Source organism: Mycobacterium bourgelatii (genome assembly GCF_010723575.1).
Lineage (GTDB): Bacteria > Actinomycetota > Actinomycetes > Mycobacteriales > Mycobacteriaceae > Mycobacterium > Mycobacterium bourgelatii.
This window is the reverse complement of sequence record NZ_BLKZ01000001.1, coordinates 506,238-531,602: the sequence shown is the minus strand read 5'-3', so window position 1 is coordinate 531,602 and position 25,365 is coordinate 506,238. Positions and strand designations below refer to the sequence as shown.

At 64.6% G+C, this 25,365-nt stretch carries 22 protein-coding genes and 1 pseudogene; 12 read left to right on the top strand and 11 right to left on the bottom strand.

Features of this window, described 5'->3' with window-relative positions; genetic code table 11:
- Positions 1–44 precede the first annotated feature (44 nt).
- From G6N68_RS02395 to G6N68_RS02375, 5 genes are all read left to right on the top strand, one after another.
- Positions 45–530: a hypothetical protein gene (locus G6N68_RS02395; RefSeq protein ID WP_163707363.1), complete on the top strand. Its 486-nt coding sequence runs from the start codon at positions 45–47 to the stop codon at positions 528–530.
- Positions 531–641: 111 nt separating this feature from the next.
- Positions 642–2,975: an FUSC family protein gene (locus tag G6N68_RS02390; protein WP_163707360.1), complete on the top strand. Its 2,334-nt coding sequence runs from the start codon at positions 642–644 to the stop codon at positions 2,973–2,975.
- Positions 2,976–3,091: 116 nt separating this feature from the next.
- Positions 3,092–4,099 carry a hypothetical protein gene (locus G6N68_RS02385; RefSeq protein WP_163707357.1) on the top strand — a complete coding sequence of 336 codons (1,008 nt, stop codon included), beginning with the start codon at positions 3,092–3,094 and terminating at the stop codon, positions 4,097–4,099.
- Positions 4,100–4,120: 21 nt separating this feature from the next.
- On the top strand, positions 4,121–5,365 hold the full coding sequence (locus tag G6N68_RS02380) for a cytochrome P450 (RefSeq protein ID WP_163718054.1): 1,245 nt from the start codon (positions 4,121–4,123) through the stop codon (positions 5,363–5,365).
- A 134-nt stretch (positions 5,366–5,499) separates the two neighbouring features.
- Positions 5,500–5,703 (top strand): cold-shock protein, encoded by a 204-nt coding sequence (locus G6N68_RS02375; RefSeq protein ID WP_163718052.1) that lies wholly within the window; start codon positions 5,500–5,502, stop codon positions 5,701–5,703.
- A gap of 205 nt (positions 5,704–5,908) precedes the next feature.
- Here G6N68_RS02375 and G6N68_RS02370 read toward each other — a convergent pair whose 3' ends face one another.
- Positions 5,909–7,348: an amidase gene (locus tag G6N68_RS02370; protein ID WP_163707354.1), complete on the bottom strand. Its 1,440-nt coding sequence runs from the start codon at positions 7,346–7,348 to the stop codon at positions 5,909–5,911.
- 53 nt (positions 7,349–7,401) lie between these two features.
- On the opposite strand from G6N68_RS02370, the gene G6N68_RS02365 reads away from it, so the two are divergent.
- Positions 7,402–7,758 carry an SgcJ/EcaC family oxidoreductase gene (locus G6N68_RS02365; RefSeq protein ID WP_163707351.1) on the top strand — a complete coding sequence of 119 codons (357 nt, stop codon included), beginning with the start codon at positions 7,402–7,404 and terminating at the stop codon, positions 7,756–7,758.
- A 15-nt stretch (positions 7,759–7,773) separates the two neighbouring features.
- On the opposite strand, the gene G6N68_RS02360 is transcribed toward G6N68_RS02365, so the two are convergent.
- Positions 7,774–8,067: a hypothetical protein gene (locus G6N68_RS02360; RefSeq protein WP_163707348.1), complete on the bottom strand. Its 294-nt coding sequence runs from the start codon at positions 8,065–8,067 to the stop codon at positions 7,774–7,776.
- Between the two features lie 54 nt (positions 8,068–8,121).
- Positions 8,122–9,108 carry a non-homologous end-joining DNA ligase gene (ligD, locus tag G6N68_RS02355; protein WP_163707345.1) on the bottom strand — a complete coding sequence of 329 codons (987 nt, stop codon included), beginning with the start codon at positions 9,106–9,108 and terminating at the stop codon, positions 8,122–8,124.
- A 132-nt stretch (positions 9,109–9,240) separates the two neighbouring features.
- On the opposite strand from ligD, the gene G6N68_RS02350 reads away from it, so the two are divergent.
- Positions 9,241–10,488 carry a cytochrome P450 gene (locus G6N68_RS02350; protein WP_163707341.1) on the top strand — a complete coding sequence of 416 codons (1,248 nt, stop codon included), beginning with the start codon at positions 9,241–9,243 and terminating at the stop codon, positions 10,486–10,488.
- A gap of 229 nt (positions 10,489–10,717) precedes the next feature.
- A pseudogene (locus tag G6N68_RS02345) lies at positions 10,718–12,119 on the top strand (IS1380 family transposase).
- Positions 12,120–12,351: 232 nt separating this feature from the next.
- Here G6N68_RS02345 and fadD1 read toward each other — a convergent pair.
- From fadD1 to G6N68_RS02310, 7 genes are read right to left on the bottom strand one after another with little or no spacing between them, the layout of a single operon-like run.
- Positions 12,352–13,959 carry a fatty-acid--CoA ligase FadD1 gene (gene fadD1 / locus G6N68_RS02340; RefSeq protein WP_163707338.1) on the bottom strand — a complete coding sequence of 536 codons (1,608 nt, stop codon included), beginning with the start codon at positions 13,957–13,959 and terminating at the stop codon, positions 12,352–12,354.
- Positions 13,952–14,359: a Zn-ribbon domain-containing OB-fold protein gene (locus tag G6N68_RS02335; RefSeq protein WP_163707335.1), complete on the bottom strand. Its 408-nt coding sequence runs from the start codon at positions 14,357–14,359 to the stop codon at positions 13,952–13,954. The genes fadD1 and G6N68_RS02335 overlap by 8 nt, the downstream gene beginning before the upstream one ends.
- A gap of 1 nt (position 14,360) precedes the next feature.
- Positions 14,361–15,563: a thiolase family protein gene (locus tag G6N68_RS02330; protein ID WP_163707332.1), complete on the bottom strand. Its 1,203-nt coding sequence runs from the start codon at positions 15,561–15,563 to the stop codon at positions 14,361–14,363.
- Complete coding sequence (locus G6N68_RS02325; RefSeq protein WP_163707329.1) at positions 15,560–15,997, bottom strand: MaoC family dehydratase; 438 nt, start codon at positions 15,995–15,997, stop codon at positions 15,560–15,562. Before G6N68_RS02325 ends, G6N68_RS02330 begins: the two co-directional genes overlap by 4 nt.
- A gap of 7 nt (positions 15,998–16,004) precedes the next feature.
- Positions 16,005–16,502 (bottom strand): MaoC family dehydratase, encoded by a 498-nt coding sequence (locus G6N68_RS02320; RefSeq protein WP_240355337.1) that lies wholly within the window; start codon positions 16,500–16,502, stop codon positions 16,005–16,007.
- 2 nt (positions 16,503–16,504) lie between these two features.
- On the bottom strand, positions 16,505–17,614 hold the full coding sequence (locus G6N68_RS02315; protein WP_163707326.1) for an acyl-CoA dehydrogenase family protein: 1,110 nt from the start codon (positions 17,612–17,614) through the stop codon (positions 16,505–16,507).
- Positions 17,615–17,621: 7 nt separating this feature from the next.
- A complete protein-coding gene (locus G6N68_RS02310) occupies positions 17,622–18,800 on the bottom strand; it encodes an acyl-CoA dehydrogenase family protein (protein WP_163707322.1) in 1,179 nt (392 codons plus the stop codon).
- Positions 18,801–18,897: 97 nt separating this feature from the next.
- Here G6N68_RS02310 and G6N68_RS02305 point away from each other — a divergent pair, with 97 nt between their 5' ends.
- The 4 genes from G6N68_RS02305 to G6N68_RS02290 all read left to right on the top strand — a co-directional run bounded on the left by G6N68_RS02305 (position 18,898) and on the right by G6N68_RS02290 (position 23,173).
- On the top strand, positions 18,898–20,271 hold the full coding sequence (locus G6N68_RS02305; protein WP_240355336.1) for a hypothetical protein: 1,374 nt from the start codon (positions 18,898–18,900) through the stop codon (positions 20,269–20,271).
- 176 nt (positions 20,272–20,447) lie between these two features.
- Positions 20,448–20,669: a hypothetical protein gene (locus tag G6N68_RS02300; protein WP_163707319.1), complete on the top strand. Its 222-nt coding sequence runs from the start codon at positions 20,448–20,450 to the stop codon at positions 20,667–20,669.
- A 91-nt stretch (positions 20,670–20,760) separates the two neighbouring features.
- Positions 20,761–21,564 (top strand): mycofactocin-coupled SDR family oxidoreductase, encoded by an 804-nt coding sequence (locus G6N68_RS02295; protein ID WP_163707316.1) that lies wholly within the window; start codon positions 20,761–20,763, stop codon positions 21,562–21,564.
- 40 nt (positions 21,565–21,604) lie between these two features.
- Positions 21,605–23,173 (top strand): long-chain-fatty-acid--CoA ligase, encoded by a 1,569-nt coding sequence (locus tag G6N68_RS02290; RefSeq protein WP_163707313.1) that lies wholly within the window; start codon positions 21,605–21,607, stop codon positions 23,171–23,173.
- A gap of 20 nt (positions 23,174–23,193) precedes the next feature.
- Here G6N68_RS02290 and G6N68_RS02285 read toward each other — a convergent pair whose 3' ends face one another.
- On the bottom strand, positions 23,194–25,305 hold the full coding sequence (locus tag G6N68_RS02285) for a catalase (RefSeq protein WP_163707311.1): 2,112 nt from the start codon (positions 25,303–25,305) through the stop codon (positions 23,194–23,196).
- Positions 25,306–25,365 lie beyond the last annotated feature (60 nt).

Here is a 25,365-nt window from a genome sequence, read left to right as displayed (position 1 = left end):
ATTCGGGTGTGGGCCGATCACGCGATTGGCCTTACGGTGTTGACATGACAGAACAGTCGTATGCGGTAGACATCGGCCATCCACCTGAGCCCCTCCTGCGCGCAATCAATCCGATGCTGCGGTTCCTGCTGGGGACTCCGCTGGCGGGCCCGTTGGGCAAGCAGCTGATGGTATTGAGCTTCAAAGGACGAAAGACGGGGCGGCAGTTCTCGATTCCGGTGAGCGCGCACGTGATTGACAACGATCTCTATGCGTTGGCCAACGCGGGTTGGAAGCACAACTTCAGTGGCGGCGCGCCCGCCGAGGTCGTCTACGCCGGAAAGACCCGGTCCATGCGCGGCGAACTGTTGCGCGACCGCGACCTGGTGTCCGATCTTTACCAGCGCTGTGCGCAGTCCTACGGCGTCAAGCGCGCGCAACGGATGATGGGATTGAAGTTCCGCGACAACCGCATACCAACGCGCGAGGAGTTCGCCGAAGCGATCGACCGGTTGAAGCTGGTAGCCATCAGGTTTACGCCGGCCACGTAAACGTCTTGCGCACAGGCAGGTTCGTTTTCGAGCGTTGTTCCACGGCGACTGCCTGCCTGCTTGCCGCGGCCGCAAGTCTGGACGACCCGCACCTCGGCTGTCCGGAAATTGATGAATTCACCGCCCGCGCAGTTGATTTGGTCCTGCAGACCGGTCCGTCGGCGCAAGGAGAGGCGGTCCCGGGTGTCCGGTCGGTACGGCGTGCGTGAGCGCCGCGAACGCCACCTACCCGATGGGTCGACGCGTCCTCCGACCTGGCTGGCAGACCTCTACCAGCGCGCGCAGATCTGGACGATCGGCTCCGATCCGGGGCTGTTGCGGCTACGCCTAGCCATCCGGACAACAGCCGCGTTGGGGTGTTCCCTGCTGGTGATGTCCCTGGTCACCCGGGCCGAGGGTCAGCCGCTCACCGTGGCACTGCTGGGCGCCCTCATCACGATGATCGCGGCGCGATCGGTGAACGAGCCGGATCCGCGACAACAACGCATCACGATGGCGCTGCTGCCGCTACCCGCGGCGCTGTCGATCGCCGCCGCGGCCCTGCTCACCCCGTATCGCTTGGCCAGCGACTTCGTGTTCGTGGTCATCGTTTTCGCGGCGGTGTATATCCGGCGCTTCGGGCCCCGCGGACGCGCCTTCGGCATGGTCGCGTTCATGGCCTACTTCTTCACCCTGTACCTGCGGGCAGGGGTTCGTGAGCTGCCCTGGATGGTCGCCGCGGTCGTCGTCGGCACGGTCTGCACCTTCGTCATGACCGCATATGTGCTGCCCGACCGACCGGAGCGTGTGCTGCGTGCCACCATCCGCTCGCTGCGGGCGCGGATGGCCATCGTGGTGGACACCACCGCCGAAGCGCTTCGAGCGGGCCGCTTGGACGAGCGGCGGCGGCGACGCATTCGCGCCCGCATCGCCCGCCTCAACGACACCGCGCTCATGGTGCAAAGCCAAATCGAGGACGAAGCGAACCCGGCCAGACTGGGACCCGGGATTGGCGACGAGGCGCTGACTCCGTGGCTGTTCGACGCCGAACTGGCCGTGGAATGGGTCGCGATCGCCGGTCAGCGCGCCACTCTCGTCGCAGCGGAGATACCTGCCGCCACCCGGGCCGAACTAGCCGCCACGTTGACCCAACTGGCCAGGGCGATCCGGCTCCCCCGATCCGGCGCACTGCACGACGTGGCGAGCCACGCCCAGCAGGTGCTGGATGCACAGCCCCCGATTGAGCCCGGGTCCGAGGAATCGGGCGTCAACATGGTGCGGCGGCTCGCTTCGGCGATCATCGCCGCCGCGACAGCGACTTCGGAGGTGCGGGCCCTGCTCGAACACCCCGACAGCCAACCTGCGTCGCCTCCCGAGCGAGATGTCCTAGAGGCACCTCCGGCCGATGTGGACACCGACCATTCCCGCAGGGGTCTGTTGCCCACGACGCGGCAGGCCATTCAGGCCTCCGTCGCGGGGTCTCTGGCGATCGTGCTGGGCGACCGGATCTCGCCGGAGCGCTGGTATTGGGCGGTGATCGCGGCGTTCCTGGTCTTCGCCGGCACCACCACTTGGGCCGAAAGCCTGACCAAGGGCTGGCAACGGTTGCTGGGTACCGTCCTCGGGGTGCCCTGCGGCATGGCAGTCGCCACGTTGGTCGCAGGAAACAGCACCGCGTCGCTCGTCATGATCTTCGTGTGCCTGTTCTGCGCGTTCTATTTCATGCAGGTAGCCCAAAGTCTGATGGCGTTCTGGATCACCACGGTATTGGCACTGCTGTACGGACTGCTCGGACAATTCAGCGTCGAAGTGCTCGTGCTGCGAATCGAAGAGACCGCCGTCGGTGCGGCCATCGGTGTCGCCGTGGCAATACTCCTGCTGCCCACCACACTCAGCACCACCATCCGTAAGGACACCCGAGAGTTCCTGAGCTCGTTGTCTCTGGTGATCGAGACATCCATCGCGCGAATGTTCGGTCAGCAGGGGGCGAACAGTCCTACCGAGGAAGCGCGCGAACTCGACCGGAAGCTGCAACAGTTCCGGATCACCGCCAAGCCGCTGCTGGCCGGTGTGACCGGACTGGCGGGCCGGCACAACATCCAGCACAGCCTAAGGCTGTTCACGATCTGCGACCGCTACGGACGAAACCTGGCACGCAACGGCGAACGCTATGTAGACCCCTCATGTCCAGCGGAGCTCGCCGAGGCCGTCAGAACCGCCGCGCGACAGATCCAACACAACATCGACGCGCTGGTGGCAGCACTGGACGGTAGGCACGCGGCTCCCCTCATCGCCGCATCCGATGCCCTCGAAACCGCTGAAACTCTTGCCGCACAACGGGATGGATCGGGCCGGCAAGAGGAATTGTTGCGCATTCTGCGCTCTCTGCGACGAATCGAACGTGCCGTCGTCGCCACCACCACCCATCTGGACGCGGATGCCGGCCTCAAATTATCGAAGTCCTGAATCTCCCTGTTCTACAACGCAATTAGCCACCGCGACAATGGATGCGTTGACACCTCCCGTCAATGACCATACATTGTGTGAAAGTTGTCCGCCCGCTAGCGGGAAGGCAGGTGAGTGTGAGTCTCATCGTCGTCAACAACCCTGCTCAACTGCCCTGGCAGACCAATCTGTTCGACCTGCTGATGCTGGCCATGTTCGCCACCGCGACCGCCTACAGCGTCGTGCAGTTCCGGCGCGGCAGACGAATCTACGCGGCGGTGTTGGCGACCGCGACCATCTATGGCTTGGTCCTGGAGTTGGCGGGCATGGCCACGCTCAACATGTATGCCCAGGGCGAGTTTCTGCTGATGATCAACTGGACCGCCCTTCCCCTGTGGGAGGGCACCACGATGATGCCCTTCTATGTGGTGATCTTCTATCCCGCCATTCTGTTCACCGGATTCAAGGTGGTCGAGGCGCTGGGGATTCAGAAGCGTTGGCAGGCTGCCACCACCGGTGGGTTGTTCATGATCACCCTGGACGCGCCGTACATCGTCGAGGGAAACCTTCGCCACATCGTCTGGTGGACTTGGGATCCCGATTTCAAGATGTTCCAGTACTGGGTCGGTTGGCCATTGGCCGACCTGTGCTGGCAGGGCCTCTGGGACGCGCTCTTCATCTACCTGATGTTGTGGGCACTGCCGCGCATCGACGGCGCCCAGACAAGCTGGTCCAACGCAAGGAGCTTCGGCGTCTTCGTGCCGCTTAGCGCCCTAGCAGTACTGGTCGGCGGCACGATCCTGTTGTCACCGCTGACCGTCGTCACCCTGCTGGGGGCTCCACAGTGGCCGCTGGTGCTGTTGCTGGTGTCGGCCTACGCCGCGATCGCGGTGTCGGCACTGCGCACGGCACGGCCGGCCCGTCGGATCAGCAAGTGCACCGCGGCGGTCGTGTCGATGTACGTCGTCAGCTTTGCGGCAATGGTGCTGGCGAACGCCGTGTACGAACGAGGTATCACTCAGTACATAGCGGTGCAGGCCGCCGGTCTGCTGCTGATGAGCGCGTTCACCGCGTTCCCCGCCGTCGCCCGTCGCCGGGCTGCTCGGGCGCAACCCGAGGACCAAAGGGACCACATCGCGGCGTAGCGCAACCGGAAGGAGACCGTCATCACGGTCGGTGCCGCCACCATAAGCGTCTTCGACGCCGATCTTCCGACGCTGACGTACGAGGCCACCGAAACTCCCGCCGCCGTGTATCCGCGTATTCAGGCAGCACAACGGCAAGCTCCGATCGCGTTGGGGCCGTTCGGGCCCGAAGTGCTCTCGTACCAACTTGTTCGCTCGGTGCTGCGCGATGCCCGATTCCAGATCCCGCCGGGCCTGAATCTCGTTGTGCAGGGCATCACTTCGGGACCGTTATGGGACAAAGTGATGAACAGCCTGCTGTGCCTGGAAGGCGCCGCGCACCAGCGTTTGCGTAGCCTGACGTCCAAGGCATTCACCCCACGAGCAACCTTCCGCCTGCACGACACGATGACTGCAGTGATGAACGAACTGGTCGACCGTATCGTCGAAACCGGCCCGGGAACCAACACATGTGATGTCGTCACCGACCTGGCGCGCCCGTACCCCGTCCCCATCATCTGCGCGTTGTTGGGCGCGCCTCGCGAGGATTGGCAACAGTTTTCGGTGTGGGCGGACGAAATCTTCAAAGCGTTCAGTTTCATTGCGGGCGTCAGCGAAATCGAGCCCGCCGTCATGCGCGCCTGGGGACAACTCGACGACTATGTGGACGCGATGGTGGAACGGCGGCGGCGCAGCCTGACCGACGACCTGCTTTCCGACCTGATTCGCGCTGAGGACGGCGGCGATCGCCTCGACGCAGCTGAGCTACGCATGCTCGCCGGTGGCTTGTTGTTGGCGGGCACGGACACCACCCGCAATCAGCTGGCGGCGTCGATGCACGTACTGTGCGAGCGCCCCGACCAGTGGGAGTTGCTCACGGAGCGGCCCGAATTGGCGATGCACGCGGTCGAGGAGACCATGCGCCACTCCCCCATCGCCTGCGGGACACTTCGCCTTGTTTCCGAAGATGCCGAGATCGGTGGTTACCTATTCCCGGCCGGCACAATGATTTTGGTGAACACAGCCGCTGCCAATCGGGATCCGACGGTGTACGACGACCCCGCTCGGGTGGACATCACCCGCCAAGGGGTGCCGGCGATACTGACCTTCGGCGGCGGCATTCACTACTGTCTGGGAGCCAACCTGGCCAGACGCGAACTCGCCGAGGCGCTGACCGTGCTCACTCGTCGCATGCGCAATTTGCGAATTGTCGGGCCCGCGCCGTGGAAGCCGATGGTGAGCCTGGGCGGGCCGTTCAGCCTGCCCATCGAATTCGAGACCGTCTAGGCGCTAGCGAAAGTTCCAGTGCCGCAACCTAGTTGCACATCGTGCAACCGAATCTGAGCACGGGCGACTCTCATGCTATCCTGTCACAGGATGCTGTTCGTGCATCCATTCATATGAAAGAAGTTGGAAAAAGTATGACACAGGGAACTGTGAAGTGGTTCAACAGCGACAAGGGCTTCGGTTTTATCGCTCCTGATGGTGACGCTCAAGATGTGTTCGTCCACTACTCAGAAATCCAGGGAACTGGATATCGCTCTCTCGAGGAGAACCAGCGGGTTCAATTCGACATCGGACAGGGCGCCAAGGGGCCTCAGGCAATTGGCGTGACTCTCGTTTAGCAGTCGTTTCGTAGCAGTGAGCTGGCAGGCATGTTCCTGCCAGCTCATTTCCAATTTTCTAGCAGCACAATAGATTTCACGCGGCTATGGCCGCCTGCCAGCGATGAGCGCGCAGTGTGTCGCTGCTGCAAGCTAAATCCGGATTTTGCAGTGCTGTGCACTGCTCAGCTCCAACGGTAGCGGCGCGGCGAGCTAGAGCGGGTTGCTACGGACTGGGGTGATACGAAGCCCAGGGATGGGCAGATTCCAGTTGCGCCGCAACACGGATGAGAACATCCTCCCGCCCATAAGCGGCGGCGAGCTGCACGCCAATGGGTAGGCCGTCAGCGTTGCGGTACAAGGGCAGACTGATCGCGGGTTGTCCGCTCATGTTGAACGGCGGCGTGAACGCAGCGAACTGCCCGCCGCGGCGGTTCAGTGCGTTGGGGTTTTCGGGGTCGCTCTCGAACTCCGACAGCGGCAGCGGCGGTTCGGACACCGTCGGCGTCAGGAGCAAGTCCCACCCGTCCGCCCACCACTGCTGCAGCGCCCGCCTGAACGTGTAGATCGCCGACTGCGCTGCCGCGTAGTCGACCGCGCTGAACCGCTGCGCATGCTGAGCCAGGGTCCAGTTCACAGGTTCGACGTCCGCTGCGGTGACCTCGCGTCCGATCGTCTCGCTGATCGCGCGTATCGCCAGAGCCATCTGCGTACACCACAGCGCCATGAACTTCTTGGTCAATGTGGTGTCGGCAAGGCAGGCCGGCCACGCCGGCGCCACGATGTGCCCGAGACCTTCCAGCATCGAACCGGCGGCCCGCACCGCCGCGACGCAGTCTTGATGCAGGAAGTCACCGCGCGGATGCACATCGAGCACACCGATGCGCAGCCGGCCAGGATCGGCGCCGACCTCCTCGACGTACGGACGCTGTGGCGCGGGGGCGATCACCGAGTCACCGATGCCTGGGCCGCGAACCGCGTCGAGCAACCCCGCCGTGTCCCGCACCGTGCGGCTCACACACAGTTCGACACCCAGACCCACCTCGGCCCGCGCGGGCCCGACCGTGATCCGCCCCTGGCTCGTCTTCAGGCCAACCAGCCCGCAGCACGACGCCGGGATGCGGATGCTGCCGCCTCCGTCCGAGGCGTGGGCAAACGGAACCATCCCGGCGGCCACCGCCGCCGCGGCGCCGCCGCTGGATCCTCCCGGAGTGCGTTCCAATGCCCACGGGTTGCGCGTTGGCCCCCAGGCGATCGGTTGCGTGGTCGGCAGGCTCCCGAATTCGCAGGTATTGGTCCGTCCGGCGATGACGAGCCCGGCTTTTTTGAATCGGGACACCAGCGTGGTGTCGGACGTGTCGATCTGGCCCGCTTCCTTCAGCGCAACATTGCCGTTGGACATCGTCTGACCGGCGAAGTTGGTGTAGAGATCCTTGAGCAAGAACGGCACGCCGCGAAACGGGCCGGCGGGTAGGGCCGGATCAGCGGCGATGGACCGGGCGTGCTCGAACCACTCGATCACCACCGCGTTCAACTGCGGATTGAACCGCTCGATCCGCTCGACCGCCGCTTCCAGCAGCTCGCTCGGACTGATGTCACCCTTGGCCACGAGGGCCGCCTGCTCTGTGGCGTCCATCCACCGCGTCTCGTCGGCAAGCCCAGTCATGGTATGGGTCTACCACGGAGCGTTGTAGCGTTCTTCAAAAGGGGAAGGACGAGATGAGCGAAGAAGTATTGCGCGGCGTGATGGACCAATGGAAGGCCGGGATCGACGCGCACGAACCGCAGCAAGTGGCCGCGCTTTTTACCGAAGACGCCATTTTTCAGGGGCTGCGTCCGTATAGCGTTGGCAGGCAAGCCGTTCACGACTATTACGACTCGCAGCCGCGCGGCATGACGGTCGCCTACCGCATTCTGCAATCGCGCCAAATCGCCGAAGACACAGTGCTCGGTTACCTCAACGCGGACTTCACTTTTCCCGATCCACCCAATCTCAGCGTGCGCATCGGCGTGCTGATGACACGTGACGACGACGGCTGGCAGATCAGGTACTACCAGGCGTCGGTGTTCGGCTGACTCTCTGGCAGTCGCTCAGTCCGACGAAGGGTCGAGGTCCACGACGAAGCCCCGATTATCCTGCAGGCGTTTCGCGACCGCGAACGCAACGCGAACGTCGGCGGGCGGCTTTTCTTTGTCACCCGCCGACGCGGTGAGTCCGAGTGCGATCATCACGTCGGCATAGGTGATGAAGAGTCCAAACCAGTACGCCCACTTCATATTCGGGTCAGGTTGCGACGCGAAGAAGATGATCAGGAAGATCGGCCCGATAATCCCGAAGACGAAGATCATCGCCTGGATGCCCAGGTACCGCTTGAACGTGGACACTTCACACTCTCCCCTCACCCTGCTGGGCGAAAGGCAGCATATCGCGCGTCGGCGCTACTCGTTGACCTCGTCGGCCGTGGTCGACCCCTGGTCGACCCGTCGGGCCCGCGCGCGACGCTTTCCTTCATGCATGGCCGCCACCCGCGCGACCGGGATTGTGCGTCCATGTTCGATGAGGTCGCTCGGCAGGGTCTGCGGTGCGGGCATCGACTCCAACCACGGTTTGCGCTCGGACATGGCCGCCAACGCCGTATGCACCGTGAAATCGGCCGGGCTGACCCGGTCAAGATCCGACCAGTCCAGCGGGAACGAAACCGGGGTGCCCGGGCGCAGACGAGGACTGTAGGCGGCGGCAACCGTGGCGCCCCCGGCGCGGGTCGAGTCGATGAATACCTTGCCGCCGCGGTCCTCGACGATGAAAACCGTTGTCGCCAGTGCGGGATCGATCGCTTCGGCGCGCGCGGCGAGTGCGCGGGTGGCCGCCGCGACGTCGTCGACCTGAGCGCTGTCATCGATCGGCACGAACACGTGTAAGCCCTTTGCACCACTGGTCTTGACCGCACCGGACAACCCGCAATCCGCCAGCGCCTGACGCACCAGGTACGCGGCCTTGACCACCGCGGCGAAGCCATCGTCGACCGGCGGGTCAAGATCGAGCACCAGATGGGTGGGCCGATAGATGTTGTCGGCCATACCTAACGTCGGGTGGTACTCGACCGCACGCTGATTGGCCAGCCATAACAGGGTGCGCCTGTCGTTGCAGAGCGCGTAGTGCACTTCCCGGTGCGACGCCTCCGCCCAAATGGACACGGTTCGCACCCAGTCGGGGGTGTATTTCGGGACGTTCTTCTGCATGAACGGCGCGCGGCCGCGCAGCACCCGCAGCACCGTGAGCGGCCTGTCGACCAGTCCCGGCAACATCCGGTCGGCCACCGCATCCAGGTAATCCACCAAGTCGCGCTTGGTTGCTCCGGCATCGGGCGTCAACGGCTGATCCAGGTTGGTCAGGTCCACCCCCGCGCGCTGTTCCCCGGCGCTCATTTGCTCAGCCTACGTGTTGACCGGGTATTGCCTCAGCCGTCAATCCAGCTCTAGAACTGTGTACGCGCCGTCGACCTTTCCGCCGCGACACGGTAGCGCTACCATCGCGAAAAGCGTTCGAGGGAGCACGCTATGGCCGCGCCGCATCTACCGCCAGACTTCGATTTCACCGACCCGGACATCTACGCGGATCGGTTGCCGGTGAAGGAGTTGGCCGAGTTGCGGCGAGCGGCGCCCATCTGGTGGAACGCGCAGCCTCCCGACAAAGGCGGTTTCGGTGACGGCGGCTTCTGGGTGGTGAGCAAGCACCGCGACGTGCGCGAGGTCTCGCTGCGCAGCGACGTGTTCTCGTCAGCCGCGAAGTCGGTGGTGCCCCGCTATAAGGTGACCGGCGGCGGTGGCCAGATCGAAGCGGGCCGGGCGTCGATGATCATGATGGATGATCCAGAGCACAGTCGGCTGCGAAAGATCGTCTCACGTGGCTTCACGCCCCGCGCCGTGGAGCGGCTGCGTGGCGAACTCGACGAGCGCGCACGAAGGATAGCCGCGCGGGCTGCGGCGGCGAATTGCGGCGATTTCGTGCTCCAAGTGGCTCGCGAGTTGCCCTTGCAGGCAATCGCCGGACTGCTAGGGGTGCCGGAGGAAGACCGCGAGAAGCTTTTCGACTGGTCCAACCGGATGATCGGCGACGACGACCCCGAGTTCGCCGAGTACGATGCGCTGGGCTCTGCGGGTGAAATGATGTGGTATGCAATGCAATTGGCAGCGAGCAAGGCCGGAGGAGAAAGTTGCGGGCCACAGCACGGCGATCAAGATATCGTCACCACGCTGATGGATGCCGACGCGGACGGTCAACTCACCGAGGCCGAATTCGGCATGTTCGTCGTTACCCTTGCCATCGCGGGCAACGAGACCTCGCGCAATTCGATCACCCAGGGCATGATGGCGTTCACCGAATTCCCCGACCAATGGGAACTGTTCAAGGCGCAACGCCCGAAGACTGCCGCAGACGAGATCATTCGCTGGGCCTCGCCGATCACGGCGTTTCAACGCACCGCGCTTGCCGACACTGAGCTCGGCGGCGTGCAGATCAAGAAGGGGCAACGGGTGGTGTTGTTCTACCGCTCGGCGAACTTCGACGAAGATGTCTTTGACGACCCTTTCACCTTCAACATTCTGCGAAGCCCCAATCCGCACTTGGCCTTTGGCGGTACCGGTGCGCATTACTGCATCGGCGCCAACCTCGCTCGGATGACGATCGACCTGATGTTCAACGCGATTGCCGACCACTTACCTGATCTGACGCCCGTCGGGAAACCCGAACGGCTGCGGTCAAGCTTCATCAACGGCATCAAACACTGGCAGGTCGAGTATCACTAGCCTCGTTCGGCGGCAGGCGAAGTGCCCAAGCTCCCAGCGACAACCCCTAGACCTGCAGCAATGCAACATGACTGCCGCCGGAGGGGCGCGCTCTCATTTGCCGTCCTAACCCGGATTTTTCGTGAAACGTTGTGAGTTTCGGGGTGTAGATATGCGAAAGTGCCTGTCCTGCAAGGAATAATTGGACTTCTCTAGGGTTCAGTCGTTCCAGCGGGAAGGCACCTCGCAGGTGAAGAATATCGCGGTCGGGTCGCGGGTGAAAGTTTCCGCCGACGGTTATGGTGTCGTGTCGCATGCCGGGATGGCCATGGTGCGTGAGCTCGCGGACCGCAGCGGGTTATCGGCGCAGGTCACCGCCGCGTTGGCAGATACCTACCGGGGCCCGTGGGTGTATGCGCCCGGGGAGGTGTTCGCTGATCTGGCTGCCGCGGTCGCCGATGGGGCGGACTGCATCGACGCGGTCGGACAACTGTGCGGCGACCGTGAGCATGTCCTGGGTGCCAAAGCCTCCACGACCACGATGTGGCGGCTAATCGATGAGCGCATCGATGCTTCGCACCTACCGCGGGTGCGTGCCGCCCGGGCTGCGGCCCGCGCAGCGGCCTGGGCCGCCGGCGCCGCCCCGCACCGGGTGGCTGGTTGCACATCGACATCGACGCCACCCTGGTCCTCGATCATTCCGATAACAAGGAGAAGGCAGGGGCGACCTGGAAAAAGACCTACGGTCACCACCCGCTGCTGGCCTTCGTGGACCGCCCCGAGATCGCCGGCGGGGAAGCGCTGGCCGGCCTACTGCGCCCCGGTGGCGCGGGCTCCAACACCGCAGCTGACCACGTCAGTGTCCTAGCGCAGGCACTGGCCGGCCTGCCGGCGCGATGGCGGCCGGACCCCGATCATCGCGACGACCCCGACAAGCCGGCGGTGCTGGTGCGCTGCGACACCGCCGGGGCCACCCACGACTTCGCCGACGCCTGCCGCGCCGCGGCGTGGGTTCTCCTTCGGCTACCCGTGGATTGGCGGGTGCAGGACGCTGTGGACACTCTCAACATCGGGCAGTGCTGGTATCCGACGATCGACACCGACGGTGGTATCCGCGAGGGCGCCTGGGTCGCCGAGGCCACCAACCTGGTCAACCTGTCATCGTGGCGGCGGGGACCCGGCTGATCCTGCGCAAGGAAAGGCCCCATCCGGGTGCGCAGTTGCGGTTCACCGACGCCGACGGGATGCGGGTCACCGCGTTCATCACCGACACACCGCCCGGTGTGGTCGCCGGCCAGGTGGCAGGTCTGGAACTACGCCACCGCCAACACGCCCGCGTCGAAGACCGCATCCGCGAACTCAAAGCCACCGGCCTGCGCAACCTGCCGTGTCAGGCATTCGACGCCAACGCCGCCTGGCTGGAAATCGTCTTGGCCGCAGCCGATCTGGTCACCTGGTGCCAGCTCATCGGATTCACCGGCCACCCCGGCCTGACCCGTGCCGAGATCGCTACCTTCCGCTACCGAGTCCTGCACGTCGCAGCCCGCATCACCCGCGGCGCCCGCCGAACCCGACTACGCATCGACGCCACCTGGCGATGGGCCGCAGCCATCGCCACCGCATGGCAACACATCCGCACCGCCTTCGGTTGACCGACAACCCAGCTGACCAACCGAGCACGAAAGACCACCGGCCCTGGGAAAGCCCGCCAACCCGGCGACACGGGACAACCCCAACACGCCCTAAACCACACAAACCCCAGACACCACGCACCCCATCGCCAAGTCCGACCGAAATCACCCTCGACGAAAAATCGAGGCTAACGTGCTACAACGCCGCTGTCGGTAGGAGACGGGCAAAGCCCCTCATCGCCCGGCCGCGGCTTTACCCCCCCGGACCCCTCCGGACCCCACCGGGCCCCGACTCGAAATACTCGCGCCCCCGCTCAGCCCTCTCCCACAGCACGCCGTCGCCACCGATGATGCCCTCCCTGATGAGCGCGCGCTTGAGGATCTTGTTGGTCGCGGTCCGCGGCAGCACGGTATTGATGCGCACATACCTCGGCCACGCCTTGGGCGAGAGGGAGGGCTGGGCGGCCAGGAAGTCCTGAAAACGCTGCGGGGTCAAGGCGGCATCGTCGTTCAATACCACGGCGGCCATCACCTGGTCGCCGACATGCTCGTCGGGAACGGCGTAGACAACGCAGTGGTTGATTTCGGGAAGGCGCTGCAGGATTCGCTCAATCGGCCCGGCCGCCAAGTTCTCGCCGTCGACACGCATCCAGTCAGCGGTGCGGCCCGCGAGGTAGATCCATCCGTCCGCATCGCGGTACGCCAGGTCGCCCGACCAGTACATGCCGTCGCGCATCCGCTCATTGGTTGCCGCGGTGTCGTTGTAGTAGCCGGTGAAACCGCCCGCGCCATAGGTGTTGACCAGTTCACCGACCGCCTCGTCGATGTTGGTCAACGCACCGTGATCGTCGAAAATTGCCGGCGCGCACTCGGTTTTGGTACCAGGATGGTAAACGCTCACACCCGGATAGCCTTTACCGATCGATCCGGGCGGCATTCCGTCTTCCCGCATCACTACCACGGCAAACTCGCTGGATCCGAAGCTGTCGACGACCTGGCATCCGAATCGTCTTGCGAATTCCGCGATATCACGTTCGGTGGCCTCGTTGCCGAACGCCGCGTGCAGCGTGTTGTCGGCATCATCGGGCCTTTCCGGCGTACCCAGCACGAGCGCCAACGGTTTGCCGACATAGTTCATGTACGTGATGCCATACCTGCGGATGTCCGACAGGAACCCCGTCGGCGAAAATCGCGCCGGCACCATGGTGGCGCCGGCGCTGATCGCCACCGTCCAGCCCGCCGCCACGCCGTTGGAATGGAACAGCGGCATCGACAAGTAGCAGACATCGTCGGCGGTGAGCCCGAATCGATCAACCAGGCTCGCACCGCACATCACCCCCATCGCATGGGCAAAGCGCACGGCCTTCGGGTCACCGCTGGTGCCGGAGGTGAAGATCATCATGAATGTGTCGGCGCCGCCGACTTCGCGGTGCGGCACCAGGGCTCCCGCCGAAGCGACAACGTGGCGGTACCGGTCGCCGCCCACGTCGACGACGGACACGCCAGCCAGGTCGAGTCCGTCAAGCAGCGGTAGATACTCGGCGGCAGCCAGCACAATCTGGCAGTCGGACCGTTTGATGTCGGCCGCCAGGCCCGCGCCGCGCCGCGTGGTGTTGATCCCGCACAAGACGTAGCCACCGAGCGCTGCGGCCGCCATGGACCGCAGCATCTCCAGCGAATTCCCCAGCAGTGCACCGACATGTAGCGGCCGACCCGGATCGCCCAGCGCGATCAGCGCAGATGCCTCCGCCGCCGCCTCGGCCAAGTGCTCGCGCCAAGTCCACGTCCGCGAACCGTGCACCAACGCAGTCGTGTCGTCGCTCATCCGCGACCGCAGCAACTGCTGCACCGTCTCAAACATCGGCCGGCCGATACCTCAGCAGCGTGATGTCCGTGTCGGGAACGTCATAGAACACCGGGGTCACCCGCATGCCGATAGCAATATCGTCCGGCACTACATCGACCAACTCCGTACTTACCCGCGGACCCACGTCCCATTGGACGACGGCGAGCAACTGTGGCACCTTGTCGGCCCACGGCGGCCCGGTCGGTCGACGCGCAACCGTATAGGTATAGAGCGATCCGAAGCCGTCGATCTCCCGCCACTCCAGGTCGTCGGCCAATGTCCCGGGAGCCAGCGTGCGTGGGTAGAAGACGTAACGTCCCGAGGACGGCGAGTACTGGATGCGAATCACATGCTGGCGCAGCGCATCCCAGTACGGCTGCGATACCGGCGTCGGTTCGGGCAACGGTTCGGTCATCTCAGTCGCCCGCCAGGATCAGAGCAACTTGTTCGCTCATGATTCCGCCATTGCCGGTGACGAACGCGACATTGCAGTCCGGCACCTGCGCCTCACCCGCCCTGCCCATGACCTGCCGGGCGCCGTCGACGACATGGTGCATGCCACCGGCCATCCCGGCCTGGCCGTAGGACAATTGGCCACCGGCGGTGTTGATCGGAAAATCGCCACGGAACGTCAGGTCGTGCTCGCTCACCCACCGCATGCCCTCCCCCTTGCCGCAGAACCCCGCGTCTTCCAACGTCATGAGCACGGTGATGGTGTAGCAGTCGTAGATCGACGCGACATCGACGTCGGCCCGGGTTGCCCCTGCCATGGTGAACGCCCGCTCGGCAGCCCGCGCTATAGGAGTGTTCAAGAGGTCCTCGGCATAGGTTGGTGTCTTGAAGCGGATGTGCTCGCCGAAACCCTTGATCCACACCGGCCTTCGTCGAGAGCGGCGGGCAACGTCCGCATTGGCGATCAACACGCCCGCACCGCCGTGCACCCCCATCACGGTCTCCAGCATGTGGATCGGGTCGGCGATGACCGGACTATCCAGCACATCCTGGACCGTTATGGGCTGGCCGTGAAAGACGGCACCGGGGTGGGCGCAGGCGTTGACGCGTTGGTGCACCGCGATTCGCGCCAAAGCCTCGGCGTCGTAGCCGAATTCGGCGGCATAGCGCTGTGCGATCTGAGCGTACGGACCGTTCTGCCCGACATTGCCGTACGGGATCTCGAATTCGGCCTGCGGCGAACCGTAGTTGTTGCTCGACGCCCCGTACCACCCAAGGGTCCGTCCGGGTCGTCGTTCTGAGCGAGGCAGATTCGGCGAACCGGGCACCACGGCCAAAACGGCCTCGCAGATACCCAATTCCACTGCGGCCGCGGCACGCCACACCATGCCCGCCGACGTCGCACCGCCCAAGTCCACGCGGTCACCGAAATCCAGTGCAAGACCGAGATACTCGGACAACGTGGCCGGCGCGAACATGTCCGACTCGGCGATGCCGTGACACGACAAACCGTTGACCACCCCCGGATCGACACCGGCGTCCTCGATCACCGACTTAGCCAGCCGCGCATACTGATCCAATGTGAAAGACGGCGGCCCGCTCGGGCGGCGTTCGGCGGGCAGCTCCACGATGCCGATGATCGCCGCCTCACCGCGCAGTCCGGTCATTGCACACTCCGGCGCGGCAACGCGACCGTCGCGGTCCCCGGCATCAGCACGTCGTCGCCGCGTCGGCAGAAGATCTCCAGATCAACCAGGCCGTGCTCGTCGGTCACGCGTTTGCCGGTAATGACACCCCCGAACGTCAAAGCCTGACCGGGATAAGCGATCGCGCGGTTCTGCACGGAAAACGTGACCAGGCGCCCGCTTCCGCCGATCCAGTCGGTCAGTGCGCGTGACAGCAACGCCGCCTGCAGCGGGCCGTGGACCAGCACGTCGTCGTATCCCTCGACGTCCCTGGCCCACTTCTTGTCGTAGTGGATGCGATGTCCGTTGTAAGTCGCGGCACTGAAGAAGAACAGCTGGGCTTCGTCGACGGTGACCGTCAACTCCGGTATCGCATCGCCGTCAGCGACGTCCTCGTAGTACAGCTGCTCGGTCATCGCGGCATCACGGCCTGGCGATCATCGATGTGGTCGCTTCCGCTACCAGGGCACGATTCTGGTTGCGGTACTCGCTGCGCCAGGTCACCAACACGAATTTGCCGCTCCTTCCTTCCTTTTCGACGATCGCATCGACCCGTCGCACCATTTCGATCTCGTCGCGGTGGTAAGCGGGCAGATGAAATGTGGTGCTCTCACCACCGGCCATCCGTCGCGGTGCCCGGGGAAACGCCATGCTGCCGGTCACCGCCCCCGAGGATCCGTCCGGCCGCAGATCGCCCAGAGCCACCACACCGAGCACCGCGTATTGCACATACAACGGTGGACAAATGACATCGCGATAGCCGTGTTCGCGGGCGAAATGTGGGTCGAACCACAGCGGGTTGTGGTCACCGACCGCCGCTGCCCAGCGCTGCCAGTCGCGGCGGTTGACCTCACCGGAGGCGGTGGCGACGACGCTGCCGATCTTCGCCGCGGCTTCCGGGTCTATCAGGCTCTCCCCCACGCTCAATCCTTCCGATCTCGCACGGTGTCAAGCCATTTCGCTGCGATATCGGCACCGCCTCCCCAAGTAGACAGCACGCGGGCGCGTTCGGAGAACAGATGAAGATCCGTGTCGACGACGTATCCCATGCCACCGTGCAGTTGGTGGGCGTCGAGCGTGACCTGCTTGACCGCAGCGGCGCGCATCCGCGCGATCGCGGTCTCCCGGGTGGCAACCCGTCCGCGCCCAATCCAGAACGCCGCTGACTGGGCGGCCAGCCGGGCCGCAGACACGGCGATGTGCATGTCGGCCACCAAGTGTTGGGCCGCCTGGAACGACGCGATCGGCCGGCCGAATTGTTCGCGCACCTTCGTATGGTCCACCGTGCGCTGGATGACCGCCTCGCCCACCCCGACCAGATCGAGGCAGTGCAGCGCCACCGCCGCGTTGGCCACCCGGCGCAGATCCCGCGAACCCGCGGCGAACACGGCGCCCGGGTCCGCGACGGTCACCTCGTCGAAGCGCACGGTGAAGGCCGGGTGTCCGCCCATCAGCTGCAGTGGTTCGATGCTGACTCCCTGCGCGCCCGTCTCGACCACGAACCCGAGCGTGCCGCCGGCCGCGTCGTCGGTCCCGGCCGTGATGACGATCAGGTCGGCCAAGTCTGCATCGGCGACGAAATCCGCGCTGCCGTCCAGACGCCACAAGCCTTCGTCGTTGTGCGCGTGCAACACCGGAGTGACGACGGCCGCGTCGCGGGTGTTGAACAACGCCGACGTCCCGCGTACAGATCCGGACGCCAGCTCCGGCAGCCACCTGGCGCGCGCACCCGGGCCGCCCAGCCAATCGATGGCCAATGCCGCGATCACCGTGCTGTGAACGACGTTGGGACACAAGGCTCGTCCGGCCTCGACACTGAAGACGCCCAGGTCCGACAGGTATCCGCCGGAGCCGCCATGACTTTCGTCGATTGCCAGCCCGAGCAACCCCGCGCCGGCCAGCGCCTTCCACAACCGCTCCGGCATGCGGTCGGCCTGGGGGCCGCGCGCCAACGTCGTCGGACACTCGGCGGCCAGCAGACTGCGGCACATCGCGGCCAAATCGCGTTCGTGCGGCGAGGGAATCAACTTCATGCGTCCGTCACCGCCCGTAGGAAGGCATACCGTGACCGCGCTGCGCGATCACATCCCGCAGCACCTCGTTGGTGCCGCCACCGAAGCGCATCAACGGCGACACCCGATAGAGCCGCTCGAAGAATCCGTCGAACGGCGCACCCCGGGCGTGGTGAGCGAGCAACCCGTCCGGGCCGAGCAGATCGATCGCCAGATCGGCGATGCGTTGGCGCAACTCGCTGGTGAAAATCTTCTCGACACTGACCTCAACGGACGGGATGCTTCCGCCGTCAAGCAGAGAAGCGGCCTCATAGCCCATCAACGTCGCGACTTCGACGTCCGCGTCGGCCTGCGCCAGGCGCCGGCGAAACACCGGATCAGCACCCGGCACGGTGCCGTCGCGCAACGGCACCGACGCCAATGCAACCAGATCGTTGAGCGCCCGACGCAGGTCGCCGGCATTGGTCAGCGCGCCGCGCTCCAGATCGAGAGCTCCGGTGATATAGGTCCAGCCCTTGTTGACCTCGCCGATCAAATTGGTGACGGGCACTCGGACGTCGTTGAAAAAGGTTTCGTTGGTCCGATACCCGGACCACGCGTAGAGGGGCCGGATCTCGATGCCGGGACTGTCGATCGGGACCATGATCACCGAGATCCCCCGGTGCCGACGCGCCTCGGGATCGGTGCGCACGCAAAGCCATTCGTGCGTGCAGCGCTGAGCGCCGCTGTTCCAGATTTTGGATCCGTTGATCACCCACTCGTCGCCGTCACGCACGGCACGGGTACGCAAGCTGGCCAGGTCGGTACCCGCGTTGGGCTCCGAATAGCCCACCGCGCAAACCAATTCGCCCCTGGCGATGGGCGGCAGGAACTCCCTCTTGTTCTGCTCGGTGCCGTGGCGCATGATCATCGGCGCCACCGACGTCACGGTGAGATCGGGGCCAGGCACACCGGCATAGTCGAACTCGCTCATCAGCAGGTGCTGATGCATGGCCGTCAGCCCCAAGCCGCCGTATTCGGTCGGCCAGTTCAGACCGAACCAGCCACGCTCCCCGATCTTGCGCCGGAACGCCGACACCTCGCCGTCCGGGTACTCGAGACCGTGCGCGGCGATCTCAGCCTTGAGCGCAGGGGTCACATTCTGTCGAAGAAACTCCCGCACCTCCGACAGCCACTCCCGCTGCCCGGTGTCGAGTTCAAAGTCCATACCTGCCCCTTTGCAGGTCAGCTGACCGCTCGATTCGCGCTAACCACCTACCGCCTCTAGGCTCAATATTCACAGAACATAGCGGGGGGAATCGCTGATGGGTCTGAACACGGGGGCTAAGGGAAGATCTGCGTCCCGATGCGGAGTCGCAACGCTGGCGACGGCCGCGTCCTTGGGCATTGCCGCATGTTCGTCGACGGTGGCGCCACCTGCGGCCGCCCCGAATTCGTCGGCGAATTCGCCATCTAAAGCAGCCCCGGCCCCCGTTGTGCCGGTGACCCCGACGGCTACCAGGACCAATCCACTGGCAAAAGATTGGAAGGTCTACGGCGAAACCGTCTATTACGGGTGTCCCGGGCGATTCACACTCGGCGGCTCGGCACTCGACACAATTCGCCCCAAAGTATTCGACACCAAGTCGGGCGAATTGGTGTCACCGGCGGTGCCCGTGGCTCCCGCCGGCGTCCAAATCACCGGCGCCGCGTGCGCGCTGACCGGCACCGCTGACAACACCAAGGTGGCGTATCTGGTCACCACGCTCACCCAGGCGCAACCGGACGTCACCAAGACGATCGCGTACGTGTTTGATCTCAACTCGACCCAGCCGCTGGTGACCAAGGAACTCCAACCGCCGAACCCCGACGTCAGACTGGCGGCACCCAAAAACTGGGGTTTCGCCGGAACGGCATCCGGCGTGCTGTGGACGAATGGCTTCGCCGACGCCGCCCCCGGGCACAGCGCGAAACCGCTGAAACCGCCAAGGACCATTGTCCTTTCCAATACCGACTTGGCATCCGTGTGGGACGACCCGCAGGCCGGGCACGCCTGGCAAGACGTCATTTCCTTCCAGCGCAACACCGAAGGGCGGACAGCCGGCGCGGAATTGCGACTGCCGTCGGGCGACGCGATTCATCAGGACAACGACATCTGGACCGTTGACGAGGAACTGTCCGACGGGCCCGACCGACTGGTCAAGATCACCCGCCGGGACGGGTCAAATCCCCCGGTGATCTCCACCGTGTTCTACGACCTCAACTCCAGGTCGATAATCAGGTTCGGCGATGCCGATCGGATTTCCGGCGGGGGTTTGACGGCGACATTGGTTGACGGACAGCTATTCATCGACGGCCACAATTCCGGAACATCCGATTTTGGCTTCGGGGTGTGGAATCTGCGCACGCAGCATTGGGATTTCCAGATGAATCGCGACGAAGCCAAGCAATTGGCTATCACCAAGGTGGCGCATTTCGCTGGGCACCTCTACCTGACCAGCGAGGGCGGCAAGTACTCGACGATCGTGCTGCCGGACACCACGCCGGTCGTAACGTCCTGGGCGGTGCGACCCTTCGGACGGGTTTCCGACTGGACGCTGGTATGCCAAGGCGAGACGGCAGAGCCCGCGAAGGGCGAGTGCCAGCAAATCGTCCTGGTGAAAGACCAGGACGGTCACTACCCAGGTCCGTGGACGTGATCACCGCCCGCGTAGCGGGAGATGGTTTCACGGCGCGTCGAACCCTTTGACCGTTGCACCGTGTCCGATACAAACGTTCTCACTGGTGAGCGGCGGGTCTGGTAGTAGCTTTCGCGTTCCTCTTCGGTCTAGGATGTGATCTAGCTCACGACAAGGGCGTCGAGGAGGCGGTACTGGTGCTCGGCCTCAAGATGCTGATCGCGGCCATGACGGCAGCGGCCGCGGTGACGGTGGCAAACGTACCGGCCGCGCAGGCCAACCCGACGCCTCCTGGCCAGCCGTACGAGGAAGAGACTCCCCAGTTGCCGCAGCAAGCGGCTCCGGCGCCACCTCGCGGCGTCCTGGGATGCGTGCGAGGTGCCTGCATCCCCAGACAGGCGCCTCCTCGTCGCCCCTAGCACTTGCGTCAAAAGCCGTTTACCGCAGCTATTTTCGCAGGTGGGGGCAAGCCGGAAGGCCCAGCAGCCGAGGCTGCTAACGTGACCGTCCATGGGTGCCTTGGATGGACGGGTTGCGTTAATCACTGGCGGAGCCCGCGGGCAGGGGCGCGCACACGCGTTGGCGCTGGCCGCGGAGGGTGCCGACATCGTTGCGGCCGACGCGCCCGGCCCCATGGCGGGCCTCACCTACCCGCTGGCCACCGAGGACGACCTGCATGAGACGGCGAAGCTCGTCGAAGAACTCGGCCGGCGCTGCTTGCCGATATCCGTTGACGTGCGTGACTCGGCGCAGGTTGACGCCGCCGTCCAGCAAACCGTGACCGATCTGGGCAGCCTCGACATCCTGGTGGCCAACGCCGGCATCGTCAGCACCGGGCCCCTGCACGAAGTCAGCGACGAGATGTGGCGACAGCTTCTCGACACGAACCTGACCGGCGTTTTTCACACCCTGCGGGCGGCCATACCGGTGATGCGGCGCCAGCAGTTCGGCCGGATCGTCGTCACCTCGTCCATGGGCGGCCGCATGGGCATCCCGGATCTCGCCGCGTACAACGCCACCAAATGGGGGATCATCGGACTGGCCAAGTCCGTCGCCCTGGAAGTCGCCAAGGAAGGCGTCACCGTCAACGTCGTGTGCCCAACCACCACGCAAACGCCGATGGTGCAGCCCGCTGGAGGTGACGACGTACCCGACGATTTGGTGCGTCGGATGATGAAGGCCAACCCGATACCGCAGCCCTGGCTGCAACCCGAGGACGTCAGTCGTGGGGTGGTGTATCTGGTCACCGATCCCGGGGTCATCACCGGCAGCGTCCTCGAGATCGGCCTTGGCGGCAGCGCCCGAATCCACTGAGGCACTGGTCGACACGCGTCGGACATGGAAGGCTAGCGGCATGCCTGACCTCGCTGAACCTCGCTTTCTCGACGACCGTCTGGCCCACTGGGCTGCCACCACGCCCGATAACGAGGCGGTCGACTACCTTGACCGCAATTGGACCTGGGCACAGTGGCACGACAGGGTGCGCCGACTGGCCGGTGCGTTGACCGAACTCGGTATCAAGCGCGGCGATGCCGTGGCATTCCTGGACAAGAATCATCCGGCGTGTGTCGAGCTGACGTTCGCGGCCGCGTCGCTGGGTGCCGCCAACGCAATCATCAACTTCCGTCTGGCTGCCAACGAACTCGACTACGTGCTCAACGACTCGGGCGCCAAGGTGCTCGTCGTCGGTTCGGAGCTCAAGCCGAACATCGAGAAGATCCGCGACTCGCTCACCAATGTCGAGCACGTCATCGAGGTGACGCCCGACGGCGCCGAGGGCGACGAGTATGAGGCTCTGTTGGCCAAGTCGACACCCGTCGGCCGTTCGCCCAGCGTCGAACCCGACGACGTGTGCATCATCATGTATTCGTCCGGCACCACCGGCCACCCCAAGGGCGTCATGCTGACGCAGGCCAACCTGATCGCGCACACGGTCAACGCCGGCCAGGGCTTCAATGTCCAACCGGGCGACAAGAACATGGTGTCGATGCCGCTGTTCCATGTCGGCGGCTCGTCGTACGCACAGATCGGTATCCACAACGGCGTACCGAGCGTGATGACCCGTGACGTCGATGGGATGACGCTTGCCGGCGCGATCCTGAAGGGCGCCAACAGAACATTCTTGGTCCCAGCGGTGCTCGCGAAAGTGTTGGACTCGGGTGAAGACGCGGTGAAGTTGTTCAGCGCGCTGAAAACGTATGCCTACGGTGCGTCGCCGATGCCGCTGCCGCTGCTGCGCTCGGCCCTGAAGGCTTGGCCGGAAACCGAATTTTTGCAGGTGTACGGCCTGACCGAACTCTGCGGCGCCATCAGTCAACTGCTCCCCGAGGCACACCGCGCCGAGGACCACCCGGAGCGGCTGACAAGTGCGGGCACGGTGGTGCCCAACGCGGAAGTGCGGGTTGTCGATCCGTACACGCTCAAGGACGTGGCACCCGGCGAGCAGGGCGAATTGTGGTTCCGCTCACCGCAATTGATGAAGGGGTACCACAACAAACCCGAGGCGACGGCCGAGGCGATCACCGAAGACGGGTGGTTCCGCACCGGCGACATCGGCCGCGTCGACGACGGTGGCTACATCTTCGTCGAGGACCGACTCAAGGACATGATCATCTCGGGCGGGGAGAACATCTACTCGATCGAGGTTGAGCGGGCGCTTGCCGAACACCCGGCAGTCACCGAGGTCGCCGTCATCGGGGTGCCCCACCCAAAGTGGGGCGAGGTGGTGAAGGCCGTCGTCGCACTGGAAGGCGAGGCCACCGAGGAGGAGCTCATCGCCTTCACCCGTGAGCGCCTGGCGGCCTACAAATGCCCGAAGTCGATCGACATCACCGACGCGCTGCCGCGCAACCCGACCGGGAAGATCCTCAAGAAGGAATTGCGCAAGCCCTATTGGGAAGGCCGCGACCGCGCGACCGTGTAGTTGGGTAGCACCGGCTTGGGTTAGCGAGCCGGTGCGACCTCCGAAGCCATCACGTCGATGGCCCGCTCCCAAACCCGATGCAACCCAACGGCGCTCGCCAGGGCGGTGACGAATTTCTTGTCCGCTTTGGCGGCCACGAGCACACCCGGCGCGTCCAACTCGATGCCGGCGGCGGTGAGCGCCGCGGTACCGTCGCCCCACGCGGCGATCGGCTTGCAGTGGCGAAATGCCTCCTGCAGCAACACAACCAGCTTGAGGTCAGCCGTCGGCTTGGTTCCGGCGGCCACGACCACCGCGTCGAACTCGACGGACCTCGCGGTCAGCAGGGTCCGCTCGATGATCACACTGCGGCGTCCGGCTTTCAGCACTCCGCCGATGGGGGCCGTCACCAACGGCGTGGCGTTAAGGCCCAACACAGCGTCGATCAACTTGTTGACCCCGGCCAGATCGGAATCCGGGCCGGCGATGATGCCGATCTTGCGCCCATCGATCGGGCCGGGGGTTTCCACCACCTGCGACAGTGCCGGTGACAGCAGAACATCCTTGGGCGGCTTGCCCTTGGGTGCGGGCAGACCCAGGCCGATGGCCACCTGCTTGCACAGGTCGGCGTCGACATTGGCCAGTACCTGGAGTTCGCGCTCTTTGATCGCCTGCTCGTAGCATTTGCCGAGTTCGAACGTGAACGCCTCGACGATGTGCGCCTTTTCGACCTCGGTGAGGCTGCGGTAGAACATGGCCGCCTGGGTGAAGTGGTCCTCGAACGACGACGGATTTTCCCGGATGGCGGGTCCCTCGACCTGACGCGGGGTGTGCACATACCCGCCCTCGTCGGCAGCGGCGACCAGCGGCTCACCGTTGTCGATGGAATTCTTCAGGTATGGCGCCTGGCCGGTGTGAATTGCGGTCTGGTGCATGCCGTCCCGGAACATGTCGTTGACCGGGCAGTGCGGCCGGTTGATGGGCAACTGCGTGAAATTGGGCCCGCCCAATCTGGTGAGCTGCGTATCCAGGTAGGAGAAGAGCCGCGCCTGCATCAGCGGGTCGTTGGTCGGTTCGATGCCCGGCACCAGGTGGCCGGTGTGGAAGGCAACCTGCTCGGTTTCGGCGAAGAAGTTGGTGGGATTGCGGTTGAGCGTCAGCTTTCCGATCAGCTTCACCGGGCACAGTTCTTCGGGCACGATCTTGGTCGGGTCGAGCAGGTCTATTCCCTCGAAGGTGTGCGTTCCGTCGTCCGGCATCACCTGGATGCCCAGTTCGTACTCGAAGAAGGCGCCAGCCTCGATGCTGTCGGCCATGTCGCGGCGGTGGAAGTCGGGATCGCAGCCGGCGGTGATCTGCGCTTCTTCCCAGACCTGGGAGTGCACACCGGCGACCGGCTTCCAATGGAATTTGGCCAGCGTGGTCTTGCCCTTCTTGTCCACCAGACGGAACGTGTGAACCCCGAAGCCCTCCATGGTCCGGTACGAGCGGGGGATGCCACGGTCGCTCATGTTCCAGAACACGTGGTGAGTGGCTTCGGTGTGCAATGACACGAAGTCCCAGAAGGTGTCATGGGCGGATTGCGCCTGCGGAATCTCTCGGTCGGGATGCGGCTTGGCGGCGTGGACTACGTCAGGAAACTTGATGCCGTCCTGAATGAAGAACACCGGCATGTTGTTGCCGACCAGGTCGAAATTGCCTTCGTCGGTGTAGAACTTGACCGCAAAACCCCGGGTGTCACGCACCGTGTCGGCCGATCCGCGTGATCCCAACACGGTCGAAAAGCGGCAGAATACCTCGGTTTTCTTACCCTTTCGCGCCAGGAATCCGGCCTTGGTCACCGACGCAGCCGTGCCGTAGGACTCGAAGATGCCGTGTGCGGCCGCCCCCCGTGCGTGGACGACGCGCTCGGGGATGCGCTCATGGTCGAAGTGCGTGATCTTCTCGCGAAGATGGAAGTCTTCGAGAAGCGAGGGGCCACGATTACCGGCCTTCAACGAGTGGTCGGTGTCGGGCAATCGCACGCCCTGTGCGGTGGTCAGGTACCGCCCCGACTGGGCACGCGCATCGAGGCTGCCGGCCTCGCCGTTGGTGTTTCCGGTAGGGCTGGCGGGCCTGGGCGCGCCTTGGTCGCGCTGGCGGCGTGGAGGCATGAGGGTACTCCTGGGTTTCTTCGTTGGCTACGGACGCCCGAGTACCCGAATCCTGTTGCG